Here is a 22,084-nt window from a genome sequence, read left to right on the forward strand (position 1 = left end):
ATAAATCCCCCGTCGAGCAAAGTTGGAAAGCTTCTTGCAAAGCCAGCGCCAGGCGCCCCCTGTGCGTCAAAGTTTTGCATCAAGAGGACTCGCGGTGGATCGCACTCAGTTAATCAGCAACGCCCGTAACAACCTGGCCGGGCTCGGCCGGGGCAACCTGGGTGTGCCGCTGTTGCTGCTGGTGATGTTGGCAATGATGATGTTGCCGATACCGCCGTTCCTGCTCGACGTGTTCTTCACCTTCAACATCGCCCTGTCGATCGTGGTGCTGCTGGTCTGCGTGTACGCCCTGCGCCCGCTCGACTTCGCGGCGTTCCCCACCATCCTGCTGGTGGCCACGCTGTTGCGCCTGGCCCTGAACGTGGCCTCCACCCGGGTGGTCATGCTGCATGGCCAGGAGGGCCACGGTGCTGCCGGCAAGGTGATCCAGGCCTTCGGCGAGGTGGTGATCGGCGGTAACTATGTGGTCGGTGGCGTGGTGTTCGCCATCCTCATGATCATCAACTTCGTGGTGGTGACCAAGGGCGCCGGGCGTATCTCGGAAGTGAGCGCGCGTTTCACCCTCGACGCCATGCCCGGCAAGCAGATGGCCATCGACGCCGACCTCAATGCCGGCCTGATCGACCAGGCCCAGGCCAAGCACCGTCGTGCCGAAGTGGCGCAGGAAGCCGAGTTCTACGGTTCGATGGACGGTGCCAGCAAGTTCGTCCGCGGTGACGCCATCGCCGGCCTGCTGATCCTGTTCATCAACCTGATCGGCGGCATGCTGATCGGCATGCTGCAGCACGGCATGAGCTTCGGCGACGCCGGCAAGGTGTACGCCTTGCTGACTATCGGTGACGGTTTGGTGGCGCAATTGCCATCACTGCTGCTGTCCACCGCTGCCGCGATCATGGTTACCCGGGCCTCGGGCTCCGAGGACATGGGCAAGCTGATCAACCGGCAGATGTTCGATTCGCCCAAGGCCCTGGCGGTGTCCGGCGCGCTGATGATCGTCATGGGCCTGGTGCCGGGCATGCCCCACGTGGCCTTCCTCAGCCTCGGCCTGCTGGCCGGTGGCGGTGCCTACCTGGTGTGGAAGAAACAGCAGAAAGCCAGGCTGCAGGCGCAGCAGGAGGCGCAGCGCCAGCAGGACCTGCTGCCCTCGCCGCAGCGCGCACTGGAGACCAAGGAACTGGGCTGGGACGACGTCACGCCCATCGACATGATCGGCCTGGAGGTTGGCTACCGGCTGATCCCGCTGGTCGATCGCAACCAGGGTGGCCAGCTGCTGGCGCGGATCAAGGGCGTGCGCAAGAAGCTGTCGCAAGACCTGGGCTTCCTCATGCCCACCGTGCACATCCGCGACAACCTCGACCTGCAGCCCAGTGCCTATCGCCTGACCCTGATGGGGGTGATCCTGGCCGAGGCCGAGATCTACCCGGACCGCGAGCTGGCAATCAACCCGGGGCAGGTGTTCGGTACCCTCAACGGTATTGCCGCACGTGACCCGGCGTTTGGTCTGGAGGCCGTGTGGATCGACGTTGGCCAACGCTCCCAGGCGCAGTCGCTGGGCTACACCGTGGTCGACGCCAGTACCGTGGTGGCCACCCACCTCAACCAGATCCTGCAGAAGCACTGCCACGAGCTGATCGGCCACGAAGAGGTCCAGCAGCTGCTGCAAGTGCTGGCCAAGGCATCGCCTAAACTTGCAGAAGAACTGGTGCCTGGTGTCATTTCCTTGTCAGGCCTGCTCAAGGTGCTGCAAGCGCTGTTGTCGGAACAGGTGCCAGTGCGCGATATTCGCAGTATCGCCGAGGCGATCGCGAACAACGCCGGCAAGAGTCAAGATACCGCCGCGCTGGTGGCGGCGGTGCGCGTCGGATTGTGTCGCGCCATCGTGCAAAGCATTGTCGGCGTTGAGTCGGAGCTGCCAGTGATTACCCTGGAGCCAAGGTTGGAACAGATTTTGCTGAATAGTCTGCAAAGGGCCGGGCAAGGTCAGGAAGATGGTGTTCTTCTGGAGCCGAGCATGGCCGAGAAGCTGCAGCGTTCGTTGATCGAAGCGGCCCAGCGCCAGGAAATGCAGGGCCAGCCGGCCATCCTCCTGGTCGCCGGCCCGATCCGTGCCATGCTGTCGCGTTTCGGTCGCCTGGCTGTACCGAATTTGCATGTTCTGGCGTATCAGGAAATACCTGACAACAAGCAAGTCACCATCGTTGCCACCGTGGGCCCTAACGGCTGAGGTAGGGGATAATGCAAGTTAAGCGATTTTTCGCCGCCGATATGCGTCAGGCCATGAAGCTGGTCCGCGATGAGCTGGGCGCCGATGCCGCCATCATTGGCAACCGCCGCATCGCCGGCGGTGTCGAACTGACTGCTGCGCTGGACTACAAGCTGTCCGCCCTGGCCCCGCGTGTGCCCAACGCCGAGCTGGAAGAAGAGCTGCGCAAGACCCATACGCGCATCGCCACTGCCCAGGCCGAGCTGGACCACCGCCCGGACACCAGCGACAACAACCGCCAATTGTTCGCCGGGCAGTCGCTGACCGCCGCCGAGCCGTTGATCGAACCCCATGTCGATGCTCCCGAGGCCGCTGCTGCAGCCCCTGCGTCGGCACCGGTCGACCCGCGCCTGTTCGATGCCATGCGCTCCGAGCTGTCGGGCCTGCGCGAGCTGCTGGAAGTGCAGCTCGGTTCGCTGGCCTGGAATCAGCTGCAGGGCAGCAAGCCGCAACAGGCCACCGTCTGGCGCCGGCTGCAGCGCATCGGCCTGTCCGGGCCGATCGCCCGCGAGTTGCTGGACCTGACCGCCGAGATCGATGAGCCACGCCACGCCTGGCGCATGCTGCTGGCGCACCTGGCGCGGATGATCGAAATCCCCGAGATCGAGCCGATCGAAGAGGGCGGGGTGATCGCCATGGTCGGCCCGGCCGGCATGGGCAAGACCACCACCCTGGCCAAGCTGGCCGCCCGCTACGTGCTCAAGTACGGCGCGCAGAACCTGGCGCTGGTGAGCATGGACAGCTTCCGCATTGGTGCCCAGGAGCAGCTCAAGACCCTGGGTCGTATCCTCAACGTGCCGGTGACCTATGTCGACCCGGGCCAGTCGCTGGCCGCGGCGCTGGAGCCGCTGCTGCGCAAGCGCGTGGTGCTGATCGATACCGCCGGCCTGCAGGCCAGCGACCCGGCCCTGCGCATGCAGCTGGAAACCCTGGCTGGGCGTGGCATTGCCGCGAAGAACTACCTGGTACTGGCCACCACCAGCCAGAAGCAGGTGCTGACCGCCGCCTACCACAGCTACAAGCGCTGCGGCCTGGCCGGCTGCATCCTGACCAAACTCGATGAAACGGCGAGCCTTGGCGACGTGCTGAGTCTTGCCATCAGTCATGAACTGCCAGTGGCCTACCTGACCGATGGGCCGCGCATTCCTGACGACCTGCACCTGCCTCGGGGGCACCAGTTGGTTACCCGCGCGGTCAATGTGCAGCAGCAGGACGAGCCCAGCGAAGAGGCCATGGCCGACATGTTCGCTGATCTCTATCACAACCCACGGCGAGCGGGTTGATGATGAAGCGTGTGCAAGGTAGCTATGCCAAAGGGTACGCAGAATTGCCCTACGTGTGGCCTGAGTCCCAGCGAGACAAGGTAAAGAACAGACATGGGTAGCATGCATCCCGTACAGGTGATCGCCGTGACCGGTGGCAAAGGTGGCGTCGGCAAGACTAACGTTTCAGTGAACCTGTCCCTGGCGCTGGCCGAGCTTGGCCGCAGGGTCATGCTGCTCGACGCCGACCTGGGCCTGGCCAATGTCGACGTGCTGCTGGGCCTTACACCCAAGCGGACCCTGGCCGATGTCATCGAAGGGCGCTGCGAGCTGCGCGACGTGATGCTGCAGGGCCCGGGTGGTGTGCGCATCGTGCCGGCGGCCTCGGGCACGCAGAGCATGGTGCACCTGGCCCCGGCCCAGCATGCCGGGTTGATCCAGGCGTTCAGCGAAGTTGGCGACAACCTTGACGTGCTGGTGATCGACACCGCAGCCGGTATCGGCGACTCGGTGGTCAGCTTCGTTCGCGCCGCCCAGGAAGTGCTGCTGGTGGTATGCGACGAACCGACCTCGATCACCGATGCCTACGCCCTGATCAAGCTGCTCAACCGCGACTACGGCATGAACCGTTTCCGTGTGCTGGCCAACATGGCGCAGAGCCCGCAGGAAGGGCGCAACCTGTTCGCCAAGCTGACCAAGGTCACCGACCGCTTCCTTGACGTTGCCCTGCAGTACGTGGGTGCCGTGCCGTATGACGAGTGCGTGCGCAAGGCGGTGCAGAAGCAGCGTGCGGTCTACGAAGCCTTCCCGCGCTCCAAGTGCGCACTGGCCTTCAAGGCGATTGCCCAGAAGGTCGACAGCTGGCCGCTGCCGGCCAACCCGCGCGGCCATCTGGAGTTCTTTGTCGAGCGCCTGGTGCGGCCCACCAGCGCGGGACCTGTGCTATGAATGCCAGCGGCTTCAAGATGTACAGCCGGGCGTCGAAAGACGCCCAGTACGAGCTGATCGAACGCTATGCCCCGCTGGTCAAGCGCATCGCCTACCACCTGCTGGCGCGGTTGCCGGCCAACGTGCAGGTCGAGGACCTGATCCAGGCCGGCATGATCGGCCTGCTGGAAGTGGCCAACAAGTACGACGCCAGCAAGGGCGCCAGCTTTGAAACCTACGCCGGCATCCGCATCCGCGGAGCCATGCTGGACGAAGTGCGCAAGGGCGACTGGGCACCGCGTTCGGTGCACCGCAACACGCGCATGGTCAGTGACGCGATGCGTGCAGTGGAAGCAAGAACCGGCCGCGACGCTAAAGATCATGAAGTTGCTGCCGAACTCCAATTGAGTCTCGATGATTACTACGGGATCCTGAACGATACCCTGGGCAGCCGCCTGTTCAGCTTCGACGACCTGTTGCAGGACGGCGAGCACGAAGGGCTGCATGAGGATGGCGCCAGTGGCCACGTCGAGCCTGCGCGTGGCCTGGAGGACGAGCGCTTCCAGGTTGCCCTGGCCGAGGCCATCGCCAACCTGCCGGAGCGTGAACGCCTGGTACTGGCGCTGTACTACGACGAAGAGCTGAACCTCAAGGAAATCGGAGAGGTGCTTGGGGTCAGCGAGTCGCGGGTCAGCCAGTTGCACAGCCAGTGTGCCGCGCGCCTGCGCAGCCGCCTGGGGGAATGGCGGGCGCGTTGAGCCCGGTGTCGTTGCAGTCGTTTTCCACGTGCGTTTTCCATGTTGCACCGATTTGATTGAATGCGCGCTCGCAGCCGAGCGCGTTTGAGACTGCTTGGAGGTCTACTTGAACAAAGACATGAAAATCCTCATCGTTGACGACTTTTCGACGATGCGGCGGATCATCAAGAACCTGTTGCGTGACCTGGGCTTCACCAACACCGAAGAAGCCGATGACGGCACCACGGCGCTGCCGATGCTGGAAAACGGCCACTACGACTTCCTGGTGACCGACTGGAACATGCCCGGCATGTCCGGTATCGACCTGCTGCGCAAGGTGCGTGCCAGCGACAAGCTGAAAGGCATGCCGGTACTGATGGTGACAGCCGAGGCCAAGCGCGACCAGATCATCGAAGCGGCCCAGGCCGGCGTCAACGGCTATGTGGTCAAGCCGTTCACCGCCCAGGTGCTCAAAGAAAAGATCGAGAAGATCTTCGAACGCGTCAACGGCTGAGTCACGTCAGGGGGCGCGCCATGGATTCATCACAAACGTCTTTGGGCGAGTTCGAATCGACCCTGAAGAAACATGCCCAGGAGCTGGTCGAAAGCCTGGAACGGGGCCGTTTCGGCGAGGCGGTGCAGCTGATTCACGAGCTGAACCAGACCCGCGATCGCGGCCTGTACCAGGAAGTCGGCAAGCTGACCCGCGAGCTGCACAGTGCCATCGTCAGTTTCCAGATCGACCCGACCATGCCGCAGGCCGAGGAGGTGTCGCAGATAACCGACGCGACCGAGCGCCTGTCGTACGTGGTCAGGCTCACCGAGGGCGCGGCCAACCGCACCATGGACCTGGTCGAGGAAAGCACCCCGGTGCTCAACGACCTGGCCAGCGAGGCCAAGGCCCTGAGCACCGACTGGCAGCGCTTCATGCGCCGTGAAGTGGCCGCGCCGGAGTTCCGGGAGCTGGTCAAGCGCGTCGACAGTTTCCTGACGCACAGCGCCGAAGGTAATCGCAAGGTCGCCGGCCACCTCAACGACATTCTGCTGGCCCAGGACTATCAGGACCTGACCGGCCAGGTGATCAAGCGCGTCACCAACCTGGTCACCGAGGTGGAAAGCAACCTGCTCAAACTGGTGCTGATGGCCAGCCAGGTCGACCGTTTTGCCGGTATCCAGCATGACCACGATCAACTGCGCGCAGAAAAAGATCTAGAAAAACATCCGACTCGGGGTGAAGGTCCGCAGATTCATGCCGATAAGCGTGAAGACGTCGTGTCCGGTCAGGACGATGTCGATGATCTGCTGTCCAGCCTGGGTTTTTAAGGAGCACCTTTGATGAGCTTCGGCGCCGATGAAGAAATCCTCCAGGATTTCCTGGTAGAAGCCGGCGAAATTCTTGAGCAACTGTCCGAGCAACTGGTCGAGCTGGAAAGCCGGCCCGACGATGCCGACCTGCTCAATGCGATCTTTCGCGGTTTCCACACTGTAAAAGGGGGCGCCGGCTTCCTTCAGCTGAACGAGCTGGTGGAGTGCTGCCATATCGCCGAGAACGTGTTCGACGTCCTGCGCAAAGGTGAGCGCCGGGTCGACGCGGAACTGATGGATGTGGTGCTCGAGGCACTGGACACGGTCAACAGCATGTTTGGCCAGGTGCGCGAGCGTGCCGAAGTGACCGCAGCCACCCCCGAGCTGCTGGCGGCGCTGTCGCGCCTTGCCGAGCCGGGGGGCGCCGAAGCCGTTGAAGCGCCTGCCGCTGCGGCGCCGGAGCCGGTTGTCGAGGCGCCGGCCGAGGAGCAGGACATCACTGACAGCGAGTTCGAGCAGTTGCTCGATTCGCTCGATGCGGTCAAGGCACAAGCTGCGGCCGAGGAGCAGATGCAGGGCGAAACCGTCAGCGGCGAAGGTGACGAAATTACCGACGCCGAGTTCGAGTCGCTGCTTGACCAGTTGCACGGCAAAGGCCAGTTCAGCGCCGAGGTTGCCGCACAGCCGGTTGCCAGCGCGCCGGAAGCGGCCAGCGACGAAATTACCGACGCTGAATTCGAATCGCTGCTGGACCAGCTGCATGGCAAGGGCACCTTCCAGGCTGATGCCTTGCCCGCCGCCAAGGCACCGGCGCCTGCCGCAGCTGACACCAGTGCAGCCGGCGACGAAATCAGCGAACACGAGTTCGAGGCGCTGCTGGACCAGTTGCACGGCAAGGGCAAGTTTGGCGGCGATGTTGCCGCCGTCGATGCCCCGGCTGCGGGCAAGGTGCAAGCGCAGGCTGCGGCCAAGGCCGACAGCCAGCTGGTAGCCAAGCCAGCTGCGGCACCGGCACCGGCGGCAGCCAGCAAGCCTGCCTCGGCGCCGCGCGCCCCGGCCCCGGCCGCCGACAAGCATGGCGTCAGCGAAGCAGAAACCACCGTGCGGGTCGATACCGCGCGCCTGGACGAGATCATGAACATGGTCGGCGAACTGGTGCTGGTGCGTAACCGCCTGGTGCGCCTGGGCCTGAACAGCGGCGACGAGGCCATGTCCAAGGCCGTGTCCAACCTCGACGTGGTCACCGCCGACCTGCAGACCGCGGTCATGAAAACCCGCATGCAGCCGATCAAGAAAGTCTTCGGCCGCTTCCCGCGTCTGGTTCGCGACCTGGCTCGCCAGCTGAAGAAAGAGATCAACCTGGAGCTGGTAGGCGAAGAGACCGACCTCGACAAGAACCTGGTCGAGGCCCTGGCCGACCCGTTGGTGCACCTGGTGCGCAACGCCGTCGACCATGGCGTGGAAATGCCCGATGAGCGTGAAGCTTCCGGCAAGGCGCGCACCGGCCGCGTGGTGCTGTCGGCCGAACAGGAAGGCGACCACATCCTGCTGTCGATCTCTGACGACGGCAAGGGCATGGACCCCAACATCCTGCGCGCCAAGGCCGTGGAAAAGGGCTTGATGGACAAGGACGCCGCCGATCGCCTGAGCGAGTCGGACTGCTACAACCTGATCTTCGCCCCGGGCTTCTCGACCAAGACCGAGATTTCCGACGTGTCCGGTCGTGGCGTGGGCATGGATGTGGTGAAGACCAAGATCTCCCAGCTCAACGGCTCGATCAACATCTTCTCGGCCAAGGGCCAGGGCTCGAAGATCGTCATCAAGGTGCCGCTGACCCTGGCGATCATGCCCACCCTGATGGTGATGCTGGGCAACCAGGCGTTCGCTTTCCCGCTGGTCAACGTCAACGAAATCTTCCACCTCGACCTGTCGCGCACCAACGTGGTCGACGGCCAGGAAGTGGTGATCGTGCGTGACAAGGCGCTGCCGCTGTTCTACCTCAAGCGCTGGCTGGTCCAGGGCCAGGTGCACGAAGAGCAGCACGAGGGCCACGTGGTGATCCTGTCGGTCGGCACCCAGCGTATCGGCTTTGTCGTCGATCAACTGGTTGGCCAGGAGGAAGTGGTAATCAAGCCGCTGGGCAAGATGCTGCAGGGCACCCCGGGCATGTCCGGGGCCACCATCACCGGTGACGGTCGCATCGCGTTGATTCTCGATGTCCCGAGCATGCTCAAGCGTTACGCCGCGCGGCGTATTTGATTTCGGTGGCGCACCCTGGCGGGTTGCGCCGCCTAATGGAGTGTTTATGGCAGTCAAGGTCCTGGTGGTGGATGATTCCGGTTTCTTCCGCCGCCGCGTCTCGGAAATCCTCTCGGCAGATCCGACGATCCAGGTAGTGGGTACCGCGACCAACGGCAAGGAAGCAATCGACCAGGCGCTGGCGCTCAAGCCCGATGTCATCACCATGGACTACGAAATGCCCATGATGGATGGCATCACCGCGGTGCGGCACATCATGCAGCGCTGCCCGACGCCGGTGTTGATGTTCTCGTCGCTGACCCACGAAGGCGCCCGTGTCACCCTCGATGCGCTGGATGCCGGAGCAGTGGATTACCTGCCGAAGAACTTCGAGGACATTTCACGCAATCCCGAAAAGGTCAAGCAGCTGCTGTGCGAGAAGGTGCATACCATTTCCCGCAGCAACCGCCGTCTCGGCAGCTACGCGAGCCATGCGCCGGTCGCAGCGCCTGCGCCAGCAAGCAGCAGCCACGCACCCACCAGCAGTTTCGCCAGCCCGGCAGTGGCGCGCTCGCCTGTGCCTGCCCGCGCGGCGGCCCCGGCAGCGGCGCCAGCGCACTCGCCGGCACCCAAGCGAAAGCCTTACAAACTGGTGGCCATCGGCACTTCCACAGGCGGCCCGGTCGCCCTGCAGCGGGTGCTGACCCAACTGCCGGCCAACTTCCCGGCGCCGATCGTGCTGATCCAGCACATGCCGGCGGCCTTCACCAAGGCCTTTGCCGAGCGCCTGGACAAGCTGTGCCGCATCAGCGTCAAGGAAGCCGAGGACGGCGACATGCTGCGCCCTGGCCTGGCCCTGCTGGCCCCCGGCGGCAAGCAGATGATGATCGACGGCCGTGGCGCGGTGAAGATCCTGCCCGGTGACGAGCGCCTGAACTACAAGCCGTGCGTGGACATCACCTTCGCCTCGGCGGCCAAGTCGTATGGCGACAAGGTGCTGTCGGTGGTACTTACCGGCATGGGCGCCGATGGCCGCGAAGGTGCGCGCCTGCTCAAGCAGGGCGGCAGCACGGTGTGGGCCCAGGATGAAGCCAGCTGCGTGATCTATGGCATGCCCATGGCCATCGTCAAGGCCAACCTGGCCGACGCGGTGTACAGCCTGGACGAAATCGGCAAGCACCTGGTGGAGGCGTGCGTCTGATGGACGTGCTCAGCCTGATCGGCCTGATCCTCGCCTTTGTCGCCATCGTCGGTGGCAACTTCCTCGAAGGCGGCCATGTCGGTGCCCTGATCAATGGCCCGGCGGCGCTGATCGTGCTGGGCGGCACCCTGGCGGCGGCCTTGCTGCAGTCGCCACTGTCGTCGTTCAAGCGTGCCTTGCAGATTCTGCGCTGGATCCTGTTTCCGCCACGGGTCGACCTGGCGGGCGGGGTCGACCGCGTCGTCAACTGGAGCCTGACCGCGCGCAAGGAAGGCCTGCTGGGCCTGGAAGGGGTGGCCGACAGCGAGCCTGACCCGTATGCGCGCAAGGGCCTGCAGCTGCTGGTGGATGGCGCCGAGCCAGAGGCCATCCGCAGCATTCTTGAAGTCGATTTCCTGACCCAGGAAAGCCGTGATATCCAGGCCGCCAAGGTGTTCGAGAGCATGGGGGGCTATGCGCCCACCATTGGCATCATCGGTGCGGTGATGGGCCTTATCCACGTGATGGGCAACCTGGCCGACCCGTCGCAGCTGGGCAACGGCATTGCCGTGGCCTTTGTCGCGACCATCTACGGGGTGGCCAGCGCCAACCTGGTGCTGCTGCCGATCGCCAACAAGCTCAAGGCCGTCGTCATGCGCCAGTCGCGCTACCGCGAGATGCTGCTCGAGGGCCTGCTGTCGATTGCCGAGGGTGAGAACCCGCGCTCGATCGAGCTGAAGCTGCAAGGCTTCATGGAGTAACCCATGCGTCGCCGTCGTCATACCGAGGAACACGAAAACCACGAACGCTGGCTGGTGTCGTACGCCGACTTCATCACCTTGCTGTTCGCTTTTTTCGTGGTGATGTACTCGATTTCCTCGATCAACGAGGGCAAGTACAAGGTCATTTCCCAGGCCTTGCTCGGCGTGTTCAACGACCCCGAGCGCAGCATGAAGCCGATCCCCATCGGCGAAGAGCGGCCGCTGAGCGTGCGCCCGGCCGAGCCGTTGGTGAAGGACAGCGAGCAGACCGAGGCGGGCCTGGGGGCGACCAGTGTCGACCCGCTGAAAACCATCAGCGATGACGTGCGCGATGCCTTTGGCGACCTGATCAACAGCGACCAGATGACCGTGCGCGGCAATGAGCTGTGGATCGAGATCGAACTCAACTCATCGTTGCTGTTCGGCAGCGGCGATGCCATGCCCAGCGACAAGGCATTTGCCATCATCGAGAAGGTGGCCGGCATTCTCAAACCGTTCGCCAACCCGGTGCATGTCGAAGGCTTTACCGACAACCTGCCGATCCGCACCGCGCAGTACCCGACCAACTGGGAGCTGTCGTCGGCGCGGGCGGCGAGCATCGTGCGCCTGCTGGCCATGGAAGGGGTCAACCCGGCGCGCATGGCCTCGGTCGGCTACGGCGAGTATCAGCCGGTGGCGAGCAATGACACTGCCGAGGGCCGGGCGCGCAACCGCCGCGTGGTGCTGGTGATTTCGCGCAACCTCGAAGTGCGCCGCAGCCTGACTGGCTCGGGCAGCGCCAATGCCACGCCGGATGCCGCATTGCGCCGGGCTGGCACACAAAGTGCACCGGCAACGCCAGCAACGGTGGCGGGGCAGTGAACCGTCAATTCCCCGACGTTGCTACGAACACGATGTTGAAGATGGCGCTGTCCCCTGTGGGAGCGGGCATGCCCGCGAAGCAGACGACGCGGTGAATGGCACCGGCTGCGCCGGTGTTCGCGGGCTCGCCCGCTCCCACAGGGATCGTGCAGGCTTTTAAAGAGTTGTTTTCTACAGTGTCCCTGCCAAATCAATAGATAGAGTTTGCTTGATGAGAGTCTGGGCAGTAGCCAATCAAAAAGGTGGCGTCGGCAAGACCACCACTACCATCGCCCTGGCCGGCCTGCTGGCCGAGGCCGGCAAGCGCGTGGTCGTCGTCGACCTCGACCCGCACGGCTCGATGACCAGCTATTTCGGGCACAACCCCGATGCCCTGGAGCACAGCTGCTACGACCTGTTCCTGCACAAGGGCGCGGTGCCCGAGGGCCTGCCCGGGCAATTGCTGCTGCCCACCAGTGACGAACGCATCTCGCTGTTGCCGTCGAGTACCGCGCTGGCGGTGCTGGAGCGCCAGTCACCGGGGCAGAACGGCCTGGGCCTGGTGATCGCCAAGAGTCTGGCGCAGCTGTGGCAGGATTTCGACTATGCCCTGATCGACAGCCCACCCTTGCTCGGTGTGCTGATGGTCAATGCGCTGGCAGCCAGCCAGCAGCTGGTGATTCCGGTGCAAACCGAGTTTCTCGCGGTCAAGGGCCTGGAGCGCATGGTCGGTACCCTGGCCATGGTCAACCGCTCGCGCAAGCAGGCGCTGCCGTACCAGATCGTGCCGACCCTGTTCGACCGCCGTACACAGGCTTCGCTGGGCACGCTCAAGCTGCTGCGTGACACCTACGGCCAGCATGTGTGGCAGGGCTACATCCCGGTGGATACGCGCCTGCGCGATGCCAGCCGCAAGGGCGTTACGCCCTCGCAATTCGACAGCAAGAGTCGCGGGCTGATTGCCTATCGGGCGCTGCTCAAGCACCTGCTGACCTACAAGACTGCAGCGCAGGTGGCCTGATGACCCAGACCCGGCAAACCAGCACCCGGCCACAGATGGCCCTGCAGTCGTACCTCGACGGCCTGCTGCAGGAGGCCACCGAAGCCGAAGACCTGTTCGAGGCGCCGGACGCGGCGGACACGTTCGCCGAAGCCGTGCGCGAAGAGCAGGCGCGTGATGCCTTGCAGCAGGCCAGGCCGGCGCCAGCCGATACAGCCGCCAGCCCTGCACCGCGGCCCTTCGCCGAGCCCAGGCTGGCGGTGCTGCCCAGCGTGATGCCGGTGGAAGCACCGGTGGTGACGGTGGTCGAGCGCGAGGTGGTGGCCGAGGCCAGCATCCCGGTGCTGGTAGAAGAGCAAACAGTGGAACCTGCAGTGCCGCTGGTGGATGTGCACCTGCCGGCACCCAACCTGCCAGTGCCCCCGGCCATGATCGATGGCCGCCCGGCCTGGGCCGCCGAGCCGTTCGAATGCCTGCTGTTCGACGTGGCCGGCTTGACCCTGGCGGTGCCGCTGGTGTGCCTGGGCTCGATCTACACCTTGGCCGGCCAGGAACTGACGCCGCTGTTCGGCCAGCCCGACTGGTTCCTGGGCATCCTGACCTGCCAGGCCGGCAACCTGAAGGTGCTGGACACCGCGCGTTGGGTGATGCCCGACCGCTACCGCGATGATTTTCGCCAGGGCCTGCAATACGTGATTTCCGTGCAGGGCTACGAATGGGGGCTGGCCGTGCACCAGGTCAGCCGCTCGCTGCGCCTGGACCCGTCCGAGATCAAGTGGCGCAGCCAGCGTGGCCAGCGCCCGTGGCTGGCCGGCACGGTGATTGAACACATGTGTGCACTGCTCGACGTCGCCGCACTGGCCGAGCTGATCGCCAGTGGCGCGGTCAAGCAGATGCACGCCAAACAGAAATGACACCGAACACACCGCCGATGGCGGATTTTGAGGGTAGGGGAATGAAAAAGTCGTCTGCACAAGGTTCCGAAGATCCGATCCTGCAGTGGGTTACCTTCCGTCTGGACAATGAGTCCTACGGCATCAATGTGATGCAGGTGCAGGAAGTGTTGCGCTACACCGAAATTGCCCCGGTGCCGGGTGCGCCAAGCTACGTGCTGGGCATCATCAACCTGCGCGGCAACGTGGTGACCGTGATCGACACCCGCCAGCGCTTTGGCCTGGTGCCGACCGAAGTCACCGACAACACCCGTATCGTCATCATCGAGGCCGACAAGCAAGTGGTCGGTATCCTGGTCGACAGCGTGGCCGAGGTGGTGTACCTGCGCCAGTCCGAGATCGAGACTGCGCCGAACGTGGGTAACGAAGAGTCGGCCAAGTTCATTCAGGGCGTGTGCAACAAGAACGGCGAGCTGCTGATCCTGGTCGAACTGGACAAGATGATGACCGAGGAAGAATGGTCCGAGCTGGAGAACATCTGAGTTGATCCTAGAGGTTGCTGTCATCTTTCTGGCGCTGGTCTGGGCGCTGAGCCTGTGGTTTTTCCTCAACTACAGCAAGCGCCAGCGCGAGCTGGCTGCGCAGCAGGCCGAGGGTGATGCCCTGCGTGACCAGCGCATCAAGGACCTGGCCAAGCGCCTGGACGACTACCAGAACGGTACCGTGCGCATGGGCGAGGCGCTGCACGATCTGCGGGTGGCGGTTGCCCCGCTGCCTGACAAGATCCAGCAACTGGAGCAGCGCGACCCGCACAATGTCACCTTCACCCAGGCGGCCAAGCTGGTGGGCATGGGCGCCAGCGTGGCCGAGCTGACCGAAAGCTGCGGCCTGACCCAGGCCGAGGCAGAGCTGATGAGCAAGCTGCATCGCAGCGGCTGATGCTGCAAGGCTCACGTCCTGCTCCAGGAATGGTTGCCGCCTACCTTGGCAAAGCGGTTGAGTGGCAGCAGTTCATGCATGGCCTGCTGGCTGCCAGGCAGGTCGATGAAAGGGTGCTCGTTGATCCGCGGTGTGCCATAGAGGTTTATGACCTGTCGCAGGGTACGTAACCCTGGCAAGTGGCGGTCGACCACATCGCTGAGCATGGCCGGGCCCGTCAGGCGGCTGAGGCGGTTGGCGTAACGGTAGAAGTTTGCCGGGTCATCGGCGAGGCTGGGTTTGCTGTCGTAGAAGTCCGGGTTGGTCTGGAAGCGTGCGAGCATCTCTTCGGAAATGGCTTCCAGCGTCGGGTTGCCGGGGTGGCTACCGATCAGGCTGGTGTTGTACAGGCAGTTCATGCCCATCTTTTCATTGGACATGGGCGGTGCCAGCAACAGGCCGTCGGGCGTTGTGCGCAACTCCACCTGATCGATGGCTTCGCCAGGGCTGCCGGCGGGATGCCCGTCGATGACCTGCGGGTACTCCCCGGGGGCGAGCAGGGTATCGTCCACGTCCATGTACACCCCCCCTTCGTGGTGCAACATCGGGTAGCGCAGCACATCGGATGCCGAGGCATAGTTGGTGGCGATCCCGCCGTTGCCGTCCAGCGCGGCATCGTACTGCGCGTAGTACCTGCTCTGGCGAAAAGCCCTGAAAAACGCCTGCTCCTCCAGTGGCAACACTTGCAGGCCGGGGGCCTGCCGGGCCAGCAGGTGCAGGTTTTCGGCGTAGGCTTCGGGCGCGGCGCTGGAAAGGAACAGCCGCAGGGTATATTCGCTGCCTTTCAGTCGCTCGGCATTCTGGCCCAGGTTGGCCAGCAATTGCGCGCTGAGGCGCTTGTCGCCAACCCACAGGCAGGTGATCCTCTTCGGGATCGGGTAACGGTTGGCAGCCAGCGTCGGGGCATGCGCCGGGAGGGGAAGGTCGATACCCAACGCCCGCAGGCTGCGGGTGCGCATGGCGTTGGTGACGGTGCGGGAAACGGGGGCCGGGATCAGGTCCCTGCTGCCAGCGGTGGCCATGTAGCCGACCGGATCGACCTCGTTGAGGTCGTCCTCGCGGATGAAGACGTCCCGTTCCATGTCATAGACCACCCGGTCGCTGTAGCCGTCGATTTGCGCTTCCAGCATGTCGAAGCCGCTGTCATAGCGAGGTACCCGTATGACCGAGTCGGCGATGGCCTGGTCACCTTCGGGCAATGGCATGATCGAGTCCGGGATGTGGAAATAACGGGCACCTTCCGGCGACGGTATACGCGGTGGCGAGACCGGACTCAACGGGTAGCCGATCTGTCCGTTCAACCGTATGGGCGGCACGAATACATCGCTTTTGAACACGAACAAGGCCTTTGCCTGGTTGGCACCTGCCATTGCCAGCGGCAGGGCGTTGAACAGGCCCCAGGTAATATTGCCAATGCCGGCCTGCCTTTGCTGCAGCGTCTTGCCGTTGATTGCCTGGTCAAGCCCCAGGCCCAGTTGCGCGATGCCGCCCATCGCCAGGAGGGGGGCCAGCCCTGGCACCACCAGGCACAAAGGCGCCAGCAGGTTGAGCGTGGTGGTCAGGTAGCCGAGCCAGCGGGCCTTGCTGACCTGGCTGTCGCGGCTAATCAGGAAGTCCGCATCTTCGTAGCTGCGTTGGCGCTGGCGTTCGGCTAGCGCCTGGAACAGGTCACCCTCGATCCTGGGGTTGTACTTGCCGGGCCGGTAATTGACGTAGGTGCGGGGTGGCCAGGTACCGTCGTCGTTGAAGAAACCGTGTTCGGGGGGAAGCGAGTGTTGGCTCGGGTAGGCGCCCAGGCCCTCCAGGGCGGTGTCCAGGCCGCTGAAGTCGATGCCTTGCGGAAGGTCGGCGAGGCGGAAATGCTGTTTGAGTGCCTGGCGCCTGGCGGGGTCTTTGCACTGCTGGCCGACCCAGTCCTTCAGGTGGTTTTCGCTGGCGAACTCCAGCAGGGGTGAGCTGTTGCCGGGCACGTATAGCACGGTCAGGTCGCTGGCGGCGTCGTTCAGGTAGAGGATGTCGGTGGCGGCGTAGCCATAGATGTTCAGCGTGCTCTTGCGCAGCTTTGCGCCAGCTGGCATCAGCCCTGCGGCTTGCCAGACGAGTCTTCTGGCCGCTTCACCAAGGCTGCCTTCGCCGACCTGCTTGTTGCAGGCCGCGATGAAATTGAGTTTGCAGGCCAGCCGGTGGTCTTGCAGGTGTTCGCCCCAGTAGCGGTCCAGCTGGGCTTTGAATGGCATGTGGAAGTCCAGTGCCTCGATGAAGCGCTGGAAGGCTTCAGCGGCGATCGGCAGGTGGGTCGAGGCGTCATAGCGCTGCGGTGTGGTGCGACGGAACAGCCCATTGAACACCTCGAATGCGGTGCCGTAAGCGTTGAAAGCTGGCGCTGGCAGGGTCTCGACCAGGTGCAGCGGCTGGTCGGGCAGGGTGCCGGCCCAGGGAGCATGGAACAAGGCGCCGAACAGGTCGTTGTTGGACGCTCCCTGCCAGTTGCCCAGCAATGCCTGGGTCAGGCTGACGCATTGGCTGACCGCCGCCAGGTAGCGGGCCGGGCCATCGGGGCGGTAGTGCAGGGTCACGACGTCGATCTGGTCGGGGTCGAGATCAAAGCCCTGCTGCGCCAGCCATTGCCGGATCGCCCGGTTGGCTTCGCGGTCCGGGCGCGGCACGTGGCTCAAGTGGTCGCGGACGTAGCTCACGCCGGCGGTGTTGATGTGGCTTGGAGACATGCGGTTTACCTTGCTCATCGGAGAAAATGGCAAGGCTGAACGGCTGGCGCTGGCGAAGGTGGTAGATAACTACCGGTCGGCTGGTGGCAGCAGGGCGGTAACGGGGGTGATGTCCCGTGGTGCAGCGGGTTCGTCGCTGAAGCCGGCGGGCACCTTGCCGCGCAGCTGCCAGGCAAAGGCGATGATTTCGGCAATGGTCAGGTACAGTGCTTCCGGGATCTGCTCGCCCAGCTCCAGGCGCGCCAGCAGGCGCACCAGCTCGGCGTTTTCGTAGATCGGCACCTCGTGTTCGCGGGCCAGGGCCAGGATGGCTTCGGCCAGCGCGTCGTCGCCCTTGGCGCTGAGGGTCGGGGCCTGCTGGCCATCGTAGCTCAGGGCGATGGCCTGGCGTGTGTGCTTCTGAGTCATGCGTTTTCATCCACCCAGCGTTGTTCTACCCGTGTGCGCGGGCCTTGTGGCGGTATGCCGGGGTGGCATTCCAGGTCGCCAACGTCCAGGCCGCGGGCCAGCAGGCGTTCACGCAGGGCACCGAGCTGGGTGTCGATGAGCCGGGCGGTTTGTTCGCGTTCTGCCCACAGTTGCCCGCTCAGGCGGCCCTGGCTCAGTTGTGCCTGCACCTGCAACGGGCCAAGGGGCGACAGGTCGAAGGCCAGTTCGATACGCCACAAGGCTTGCAGCGGGTCTTGCACGTCGTGCTGGCGGTCGGCCTGCTGTTGTGGCGTTTCCTCGCGCTGCAGCTTGACCTGCAACGGGATGAACTCCTGGCCGTGACGGATCGGCACTTCGGTTTGCCAGGTGGTCTGCAGGTTGCCGTTTTCCAGGGTGCCGGTTTGTTGCAGGCTGCTCATGGCATGGCTTTGCAGGCGCGATACGGCAGCGGCGGCCAGGCGCAGCAGTTGTTGCAGGTCGCCTTCGTCCTCCATGGCCTTGAGCAGGCGCGACGGCAGCGGGAATGCGCCCGGCTGCGGCTTGGGGCTGACCCGTTCGAGCATGCCCAGCGCGCTGCGGGCCAGGGCCGGCATGGTAACGGCCAGGCTGGCGGGCGCCAGGTTGGGCGCCCCGGGTACGCTTGCCGGCGTGATGGTGATCAGCCGCAGCAAGTGGGCCTTGAGGTCGGTGGCGACGCTGGCCGGGAAACCGCCCAGCAGTTTGGCTTCGAGAAAGGCACCGCTGTTGTTCAGGGCCTGCGCCACTGCCTTGGCATCACCCAGTTGCCGGGCTTCTGGCAGGCTCGCCAGCAGGCGTTCGGCGCTGGCTCGCAATTCGCCATCGGCGCCCGGGTCGCGGGCCACCTGTTGCAGGGCATTGAGCAGGCCGGGCAGCGAAGCCTGGCGGTTTTGCTGGGTCAGCAGCTGCTGGGCAATGCTGAGCTGGTCCTGGCGGCCGCTGAGCGGTACGAAACGCAACGACTGGTCGCCCTGCACCAGCGCGCTGAGCAGGCTGCCGACGGCCAGCGGTCGCGGGCTGTCCACGCTCAGGGTTGCGCCCGCCTGGGCACTGTTGAGCAGGCTGACCAGCGCCCGGTAGACGGCGGGCTGGCCGGGTGTTTGGGCCAGCGCCTGGTTGGTCAGGACCTTGCCCTGCAGCAGGGTGCCGACCGGCACCTTGCTGGTGTCCAGGCGGGTGAGGGTGGCGACCTGGCTGGCGCTGGCCTGCTGCAGCATGACCGCCAGGCGATTGCTTTCGGTCTGGCTGACCGTGACCTGGCTACCTTGGGGCAGGGGCTGGCTGGCGCTGGCTTGCAGCTGGGTCTGAGTGCCGTTGGCCTGAATCAGTCGCAGTACCAGCTGGAAGTCCTGGCCCACCTGGCGTAACGACATGACCTCGGCCTGCGCGGTCTCGCCGGGGGCCATCAATCCGGGCTGCGGTTGCGTCAGGCGTAGCAGTTCGCCGGTCATGCCCGCCTTGAGAGCCTGGGGGCTGATCGCGGTTTGTGCGCCGAGACTATTGATTTCAGTCATGATTGTATACAACCTGTCGAACCCGCCCTCTTGGCAGCGCGGCGGTGCGTGTAATAATGCCGACCGTCCGTCGTTGCCAGTATAACGGCAGCGAGGGGGGCGACTTGAGACACAAGGGTTCTGGAGCGGTGTCGTCTGCTTCGCGGGCACGCCCGCTCCCACAGGGTTTTGCGCACCTATCGAGCACTGCGTAAAACCTTGTGGGAGCGGGCGTGCCCGCGAAGCAGGCGACACCGCTCTGGAACCCTACAAAGATAAGGCGAAACCGTGACCCTTCACCTCCAAGCCGCGGGCCTGGCCTGCGAGCGCGACTGGCGCCTGCTGTTCGAGCATCTCGCTTTCGAGCTGCGGCCGGGCGACATGCTGCAGATCAGCGGCCCCAACGGCAGCGGCAAGACCAGCCTGCTGCGCCTGCTGGCCGGCTTGATGCAGCCGACGGCCGGGCAGATCCTGCTGGGCGGCAAGCCACTGGCCGAGCAGCGCCACGCCCTGGCCAGCATCCTGCTGTGGATCGGCCACGCCGCCGGCATCAAGGACCTGCTCACCGCCGAAGAGAACCTTACCTGGCTGTGCGCCCTGCACCAGCCGGCCAGCCGCGAGGCAATCTGGGCGGCACTGGCGGCCGTCGGCCTGCGTGGTTTCGAAGATGTGCCCTGCCACACCCTGTCTGCCGGCCAGCAGCGCCGCGTGGCCCTGGCCCGGCTGTACCTGGCCAGCCCGCCGCTGTGGATCCTCGACGAACCGTTCACCGCCCTCGACAAGCAGGGCGTGGCGCAGCTCGAAGCGCACCTGGCGGCCCACTGCGAGCAGGGTGGCACAGTGGTGCTGACCACCCACCACACGCTGGAACGCAAGCCCTCCGGATACCGTGAACTGAACCTGGGGCAATGGGCGGCATGAGCGTATTCATCCTGTTGTTGCGCCGCGAAGCGCGCCTGTTGTTCCGCCGCCCGGCCGAGCTGGCCAACCCGTTGGTGTTCTTCGCCATCGTGATTGCCTTGTTCCCGCTGGCGGTCGGCCCGGAAAGCCAATTGTTGCAAACCTTGTCGCCGGGCCTGGTCTGGGTGGCGGCACTGTTGGCAGTGCTGCTGTCGCTGGACGGCCTGTTCCGCAGCGACTTCGAGGACGGCTCGCTGGAACAGTGGGTGCTGTCGCCGCATCCGTTGGCGTTGCTGGTGCTGGCCAAGGTGCTGGCGCACTGGATCTTTTCCGGGCTGGCGCTGGTATTGTTGGCGCCGCTGCTGGCGCTGATGCTGGGGCTGCCTAGCCATTGCCTGCCGGTGCTGCTGGGCTCGCTGCTGCTGGGCACGCCGGTGCTGAGCCTGCTGGGCGCGGTGGGCGCGGCGCTGACAGTCGGTCTGAAGCGCGGCGGTTTGCTGCTGGCATTGCTGATTCTGCCGTTGTATATCCCTGTATTGATCCTGGGCAGTGGTGCGTTGCAAGCGGCGTTGCAGAATATGCCGGCAACCGGCCACCTGCTCTGGCTCGCCAGCCTGACGGCCCTGGCCGTGACCCTGGCACCCTTTGCGATAGCGGCCGGCCTGAAGATCAGCGTCGGCGAATAACGAGTCCCGGGCTTTCAAGCCCGGCCAACACCCTGGATGTACCCTGATGAAAATAAGCTGGACGTGGTTCCACAAGCTGGGCTCTCCCAAATGGTTCTATGCCATCAGCGGCCGCATGCTGCCGTGGCTTGCCGGCGCAGCCGTGCTCCTGCTGCTGGTGGGCATCACCTGGGGCCTGGCCTTCGCTCCCCAGGACTACCAGCAAGGCAACAGCTTCCGCATCATCTACATCCACGTGCCGGCGGCGATGCTGGCGCAGTCCTGCTATGTGCTGCTGGCAGTGGCCGGGGTGGTGGGGCTGGTGTGGAAGATGAAACTGGCCGACGTCGCCTTGCAATGCGCCGCACCGATCGGTGCCTGGATGACCGCCGTGGCGCTGGTCACCGGCGCCATCTGGGGCAAGCCGACCTGGGGTAGCTGGTGGGTCTGGGATGCTCGCCTTACGTCCATGCTCATCCTGCTGTTCCTGTACTTCGGCATCATTGCGCTGGGCCAGGCAATCAGTAATCGTGACAGTGCAGCCAAGGCCTGTGCGGTACTGGCGATTGTCGGTGTGGTGAACATCCCGATCATCAAGTACTCGGTGGAGTGGTGGAACACCCTGCACCAGGGGGCCACCTTCACCCTCACGGAAAAACCGGCGATGCCCGCGGAAATGTGGCTGCCGCTGCTGTGCACGGCGCTGGGCTTCTACTGCTTCTTTGGCGCGGTGCTGTTGCTGCGCATGCGCCTTGAAGTGCTCAAGCGCGAGGCGCGCGCCAGTTGGGTCAAGGACGAAGTATTGAACAGCCTGGGGCGGAGGGCCGCACAATGAGTTTTGCCACCTTCGGTGACTTTCTCGCCATGGGCCACCATGGCCTGTACGTGTGGACGGCCTATGGCATCTGCCTGGCGGTGCTGGCGCTGAACGTCGCCGCGCCCGTGCTGGCCCGCCGTCGCTACCTGCAAGATGAGGCGCGCCGTTTGCGCCGGGAGAACAACCAGTGAATCCGCAGCGCAAGAAACGCCTGTTGCTCATCGTCGGCCTGCTGGTCGGCGTCGGGGTTGCCGTCGGCTTTGCCTTGAGCGCATTGCAGCAGAACATCAACCTGTTCTACACCCCGACCCAGATCGCCAACGGCGAGGCGCCGCTGGACACCCGCATCCGCGCCGGCGGCATGGTCGAGAAAGGCTCGGTGCAGCGTTCGTCCGATTCGCTGGACGTGCGCTTCGTGGTCACCGACTTCAACAAGTCGGTACCGATTACCTACCGTGGCATCCTTCCCGACCTGTTCCGCGAAGGGCAGGGCATCGTCGCCCTTGGCAAGCTCAACGCCGACGGTGTGGTGGTGGCCGATGAAGTACTGGCCAAGCACGACGAGAAGTACATGCCGCCCGAGGTCACCAAGGCGCTGAAGGAAAGCGGCCAGGCTGCCACCGGCGGGGAGGCCAAACCATGAACGCGGCGC

At 64.5% G+C, this 22,084-nt stretch carries 22 protein-coding genes; 19 read left to right on the top strand and 3 right to left on the bottom strand.

Features of this window, described 5'->3' with window-relative positions; all coding sequences use genetic code 11:
• The first annotated feature begins 94 nt into the window (after window positions 1-94).
• The 14 genes from flhA (at window position 95) to ACIQYU_RS07595 (ending at window position 14,345) form a co-directional block, all read left to right on the top strand.
• Window positions 95-2,224, top strand: a complete 2,130-nt coding sequence (flhA, locus tag ACIQYU_RS07530) for a flagellar biosynthesis protein FlhA (protein WP_063912829.1) — start codon at window positions 95-97, stop codon at window positions 2,222-2,224.
• Between the two features lie 11 nt (window positions 2,225-2,235).
• Window positions 2,236-3,546, top strand: coding sequence for a flagellar biosynthesis protein FlhF (gene flhF / locus ACIQYU_RS07535; RefSeq protein WP_233687578.1), 1,311 nt, complete (start codon window positions 2,236-2,238; stop codon window positions 3,544-3,546).
• A gap of 93 nt (window positions 3,547-3,639) precedes the next feature.
• The gene (gene fleN, locus ACIQYU_RS07540) at window positions 3,640-4,473 is read left to right on the top strand and encodes a flagellar synthesis regulator FleN (protein ID WP_207829841.1); all 834 of its coding nucleotides are present in this window, start codon (window positions 3,640-3,642) and stop codon (window positions 4,471-4,473) included.
• Window positions 4,470-5,210 carry an RNA polymerase sigma factor FliA gene (gene fliA, locus ACIQYU_RS07545; RefSeq protein WP_063912826.1) on the top strand — a complete coding sequence of 247 codons (741 nt, stop codon included), beginning with the start codon at window positions 4,470-4,472 and terminating at the stop codon, window positions 5,208-5,210. The genes fleN and fliA overlap by 4 nt, the downstream gene beginning before the upstream one ends.
• Window positions 5,211-5,328: 118 nt before the next feature.
• Window positions 5,329-5,703, top strand: coding sequence for a chemotaxis response regulator CheY (locus ACIQYU_RS07550; RefSeq protein ID WP_207829844.1), 375 nt, complete (start codon window positions 5,329-5,331; stop codon window positions 5,701-5,703).
• Between the two features lie 20 nt (window positions 5,704-5,723).
• Window positions 5,724-6,512, top strand: a complete 789-nt coding sequence (locus ACIQYU_RS07555) for a protein phosphatase CheZ (RefSeq protein WP_207829847.1) — start codon at window positions 5,724-5,726, stop codon at window positions 6,510-6,512.
• Between the two features lie 12 nt (window positions 6,513-6,524).
• Entirely contained in the window at window positions 6,525-8,753 is a 2,229-nt protein-coding gene (locus ACIQYU_RS07560; protein ID WP_207829850.1) for a chemotaxis protein CheA, read from the top strand.
• 46 nt (window positions 8,754-8,799) lie between these two features.
• Complete coding sequence (locus ACIQYU_RS07565) at window positions 8,800-9,933, top strand: chemotaxis response regulator protein-glutamate methylesterase (protein ID WP_207829857.1); 1,134 nt, start codon at window positions 8,800-8,802, stop codon at window positions 9,931-9,933.
• The gene (locus ACIQYU_RS07570; protein ID WP_063912822.1) at window positions 9,933-10,673 is read left to right on the top strand and encodes a flagellar motor protein; all 741 of its coding nucleotides are present in this window, start codon (window positions 9,933-9,935) and stop codon (window positions 10,671-10,673) included. Before ACIQYU_RS07565 ends, ACIQYU_RS07570 begins: the two co-directional genes overlap by 1 nt.
• Before the next feature lie 3 nt (window positions 10,674-10,676).
• Window positions 10,677-11,534, top strand: coding sequence for a flagellar motor protein MotD (gene motD, locus ACIQYU_RS07575; RefSeq protein WP_207829866.1), 858 nt, complete (start codon window positions 10,677-10,679; stop codon window positions 11,532-11,534).
• Window positions 11,535-11,745: 211 nt separating this feature from the next.
• A complete protein-coding gene (locus ACIQYU_RS07580) occupies window positions 11,746-12,534 on the top strand; it encodes a ParA family protein (RefSeq protein ID WP_063912820.1) in 789 nt (262 codons plus the stop codon).
• Window positions 12,534-13,427: a chemotaxis protein CheW gene (locus ACIQYU_RS07585; RefSeq protein WP_333957826.1), complete on the top strand. Its 894-nt coding sequence runs from the start codon at window positions 12,534-12,536 to the stop codon at window positions 13,425-13,427. Before ACIQYU_RS07580 ends, ACIQYU_RS07585 begins: the two co-directional genes overlap by 1 nt.
• A 41-nt stretch (window positions 13,428-13,468) precedes the next feature.
• Complete coding sequence (locus ACIQYU_RS07590) at window positions 13,469-13,948, top strand: chemotaxis protein CheW (RefSeq protein WP_119143286.1); 480 nt, start codon at window positions 13,469-13,471, stop codon at window positions 13,946-13,948.
• 1 nt (window position 13,949) lies between these two features.
• A complete protein-coding gene (locus ACIQYU_RS07595; RefSeq protein WP_207829878.1) occupies window positions 13,950-14,345 on the top strand; it encodes a DUF2802 domain-containing protein in 396 nt (131 codons plus the stop codon).
• 11 nt (window positions 14,346-14,356) lie between these two features.
• Here the strand turns inward: ACIQYU_RS07595 and ACIQYU_RS07600 are convergent, their stop codons facing one another.
• The 3 genes from ACIQYU_RS07600 to ACIQYU_RS07610 all read right to left on the bottom strand — a co-directional run bounded on the left by ACIQYU_RS07600 (window position 14,357) and on the right by ACIQYU_RS07610 (window position 19,071).
• Entirely contained in the window at window positions 14,357-17,110 is a 2,754-nt protein-coding gene (locus tag ACIQYU_RS07600) for a dermonecrotic toxin domain-containing protein (protein ID WP_402798800.1), read from the bottom strand.
• Window positions 17,111-17,179: 69 nt separating this feature from the next.
• Window positions 17,180-17,518: an EscU/YscU/HrcU family type III secretion system export apparatus switch protein gene (locus ACIQYU_RS07605; RefSeq protein WP_207829897.1), complete on the bottom strand. Its 339-nt coding sequence runs from the start codon at window positions 17,516-17,518 to the stop codon at window positions 17,180-17,182.
• Window positions 17,515-19,071 carry a flagellar hook-length control protein FliK gene (locus ACIQYU_RS07610; protein WP_207829899.1) on the bottom strand — a complete coding sequence of 519 codons (1,557 nt, stop codon included), beginning with the start codon at window positions 19,069-19,071 and terminating at the stop codon, window positions 17,515-17,517. The genes ACIQYU_RS07605 and ACIQYU_RS07610 overlap by 4 nt, the downstream gene beginning before the upstream one ends.
• A 267-nt stretch (window positions 19,072-19,338) precedes the next feature.
• Here ACIQYU_RS07610 and ccmA point away from each other — a divergent pair, with 267 nt between their 5' ends.
• The 5 genes from ccmA to ccmE are packed head-to-tail and all read left to right on the top strand — an operon-like array spanning window position 19,339 to window position 22,075.
• Window positions 19,339-19,971, top strand: coding sequence for a cytochrome c biogenesis heme-transporting ATPase CcmA (ccmA, locus tag ACIQYU_RS07615; protein ID WP_013973564.1), 633 nt, complete (start codon window positions 19,339-19,341; stop codon window positions 19,969-19,971).
• Entirely contained in the window at window positions 19,959-20,636 is a 678-nt protein-coding gene (gene ccmB, locus ACIQYU_RS07620; RefSeq protein ID WP_402798802.1) for a heme exporter protein CcmB, read from the top strand. Before ccmA ends, ccmB begins: the two co-directional genes overlap by 13 nt.
• A gap of 46 nt (window positions 20,637-20,682) precedes the next feature.
• Window positions 20,683-21,450 (top strand): heme ABC transporter permease, encoded by a 768-nt coding sequence (locus ACIQYU_RS07625; protein WP_012273476.1) that lies wholly within the window; start codon window positions 20,683-20,685, stop codon window positions 21,448-21,450.
• Window positions 21,447-21,623 carry a heme exporter protein CcmD gene (ccmD, locus tag ACIQYU_RS07630; RefSeq protein ID WP_013973562.1) on the top strand — a complete coding sequence of 59 codons (177 nt, stop codon included), beginning with the start codon at window positions 21,447-21,449 and terminating at the stop codon, window positions 21,621-21,623. Before ACIQYU_RS07625 ends, ccmD begins: the two co-directional genes overlap by 4 nt.
• A complete protein-coding gene (gene ccmE, locus ACIQYU_RS07635; RefSeq protein ID WP_019096399.1) occupies window positions 21,620-22,075 on the top strand; it encodes a cytochrome c maturation protein CcmE in 456 nt (151 codons plus the stop codon). Before ccmD ends, ccmE begins: the two co-directional genes overlap by 4 nt.
• Window positions 22,076-22,084: the final 9 nt, after the last annotated feature.

Source organism: Pseudomonas sp. NPDC096925 (genome assembly GCF_044762545.1).
GTDB lineage: Bacteria > Pseudomonadota > Gammaproteobacteria > Pseudomonadales > Pseudomonadaceae > Aquipseudomonas.

What these genes read in the sequence shown, in the direction of transcription:
- flhF (WP_233687578.1), top strand. Translation starts at nt 2,236, where the DNA reads ATGCAAGTTAAGCGATTTTTCGCCGCCGATATGCGTCAGGCCATGAAG.
- fleN (WP_207829841.1), top strand. Translation starts at nt 3,640, where the DNA reads ATGGGTAGCATGCATCCCGTACAGGTGATCGCCGTGACCGGTGGCAAA.
- fliA (WP_063912826.1), top strand. Translation starts at nt 4,470, where the DNA reads ATGAATGCCAGCGGCTTCAAGATGTACAGCCGGGCGTCGAAAGACGCC.
- ACIQYU_RS07550 (WP_207829844.1), top strand. Translation starts at nt 5,329, where the DNA reads ATGAAAATCCTCATCGTTGACGACTTTTCGACGATGCGGCGGATCATC.
- ACIQYU_RS07555 (WP_207829847.1), top strand. Translation starts at nt 5,724, where the DNA reads ATGGATTCATCACAAACGTCTTTGGGCGAGTTCGAATCGACCCTGAAG.
- ACIQYU_RS07560 (WP_207829850.1), top strand. Translation starts at nt 6,525, where the DNA reads ATGAGCTTCGGCGCCGATGAAGAAATCCTCCAGGATTTCCTGGTAGAA.
- ACIQYU_RS07565 (WP_207829857.1), top strand. Translation starts at nt 8,800, where the DNA reads ATGGCAGTCAAGGTCCTGGTGGTGGATGATTCCGGTTTCTTCCGCCGC.
- ACIQYU_RS07570 (WP_063912822.1), top strand. Translation starts at nt 9,933, where the DNA reads ATGGACGTGCTCAGCCTGATCGGCCTGATCCTCGCCTTTGTCGCCATC.
- motD (WP_207829866.1), top strand. Translation starts at nt 10,677, where the DNA reads ATGCGTCGCCGTCGTCATACCGAGGAACACGAAAACCACGAACGCTGG.
- ACIQYU_RS07580 (WP_063912820.1), top strand. Translation starts at nt 11,746, where the DNA reads ATGAGAGTCTGGGCAGTAGCCAATCAAAAAGGTGGCGTCGGCAAGACC.
- ACIQYU_RS07585 (WP_333957826.1), top strand. Translation starts at nt 12,534, where the DNA reads ATGACCCAGACCCGGCAAACCAGCACCCGGCCACAGATGGCCCTGCAG.
- ACIQYU_RS07590 (WP_119143286.1), top strand. Translation starts at nt 13,469, where the DNA reads ATGAAAAAGTCGTCTGCACAAGGTTCCGAAGATCCGATCCTGCAGTGG.
- ACIQYU_RS07600 (WP_402798800.1), bottom strand. Translation starts at nt 17,110, where the DNA reads ATGTCTCCAAGCCACATCAACACCGCCGGCGTGAGCTACGTCCGCGAC.
- ACIQYU_RS07605 (WP_207829897.1), bottom strand. Translation starts at nt 17,518, where the DNA reads ATGACTCAGAAGCACACACGCCAGGCCATCGCCCTGAGCTACGATGGC.
- ACIQYU_RS07610 (WP_207829899.1), bottom strand. Translation starts at nt 19,071, where the DNA reads ATGACTGAAATCAATAGTCTCGGCGCACAAACCGCGATCAGCCCCCAG.
- ccmB (WP_402798802.1), top strand. Translation starts at nt 19,959, where the DNA reads ATGGGCGGCATGAGCGTATTCATCCTGTTGTTGCGCCGCGAAGCGCGC.
- ACIQYU_RS07625 (WP_012273476.1), top strand. Translation starts at nt 20,683, where the DNA reads ATGAAAATAAGCTGGACGTGGTTCCACAAGCTGGGCTCTCCCAAATGG.
- ccmD (WP_013973562.1), top strand. Translation starts at nt 21,447, where the DNA reads ATGAGTTTTGCCACCTTCGGTGACTTTCTCGCCATGGGCCACCATGGC.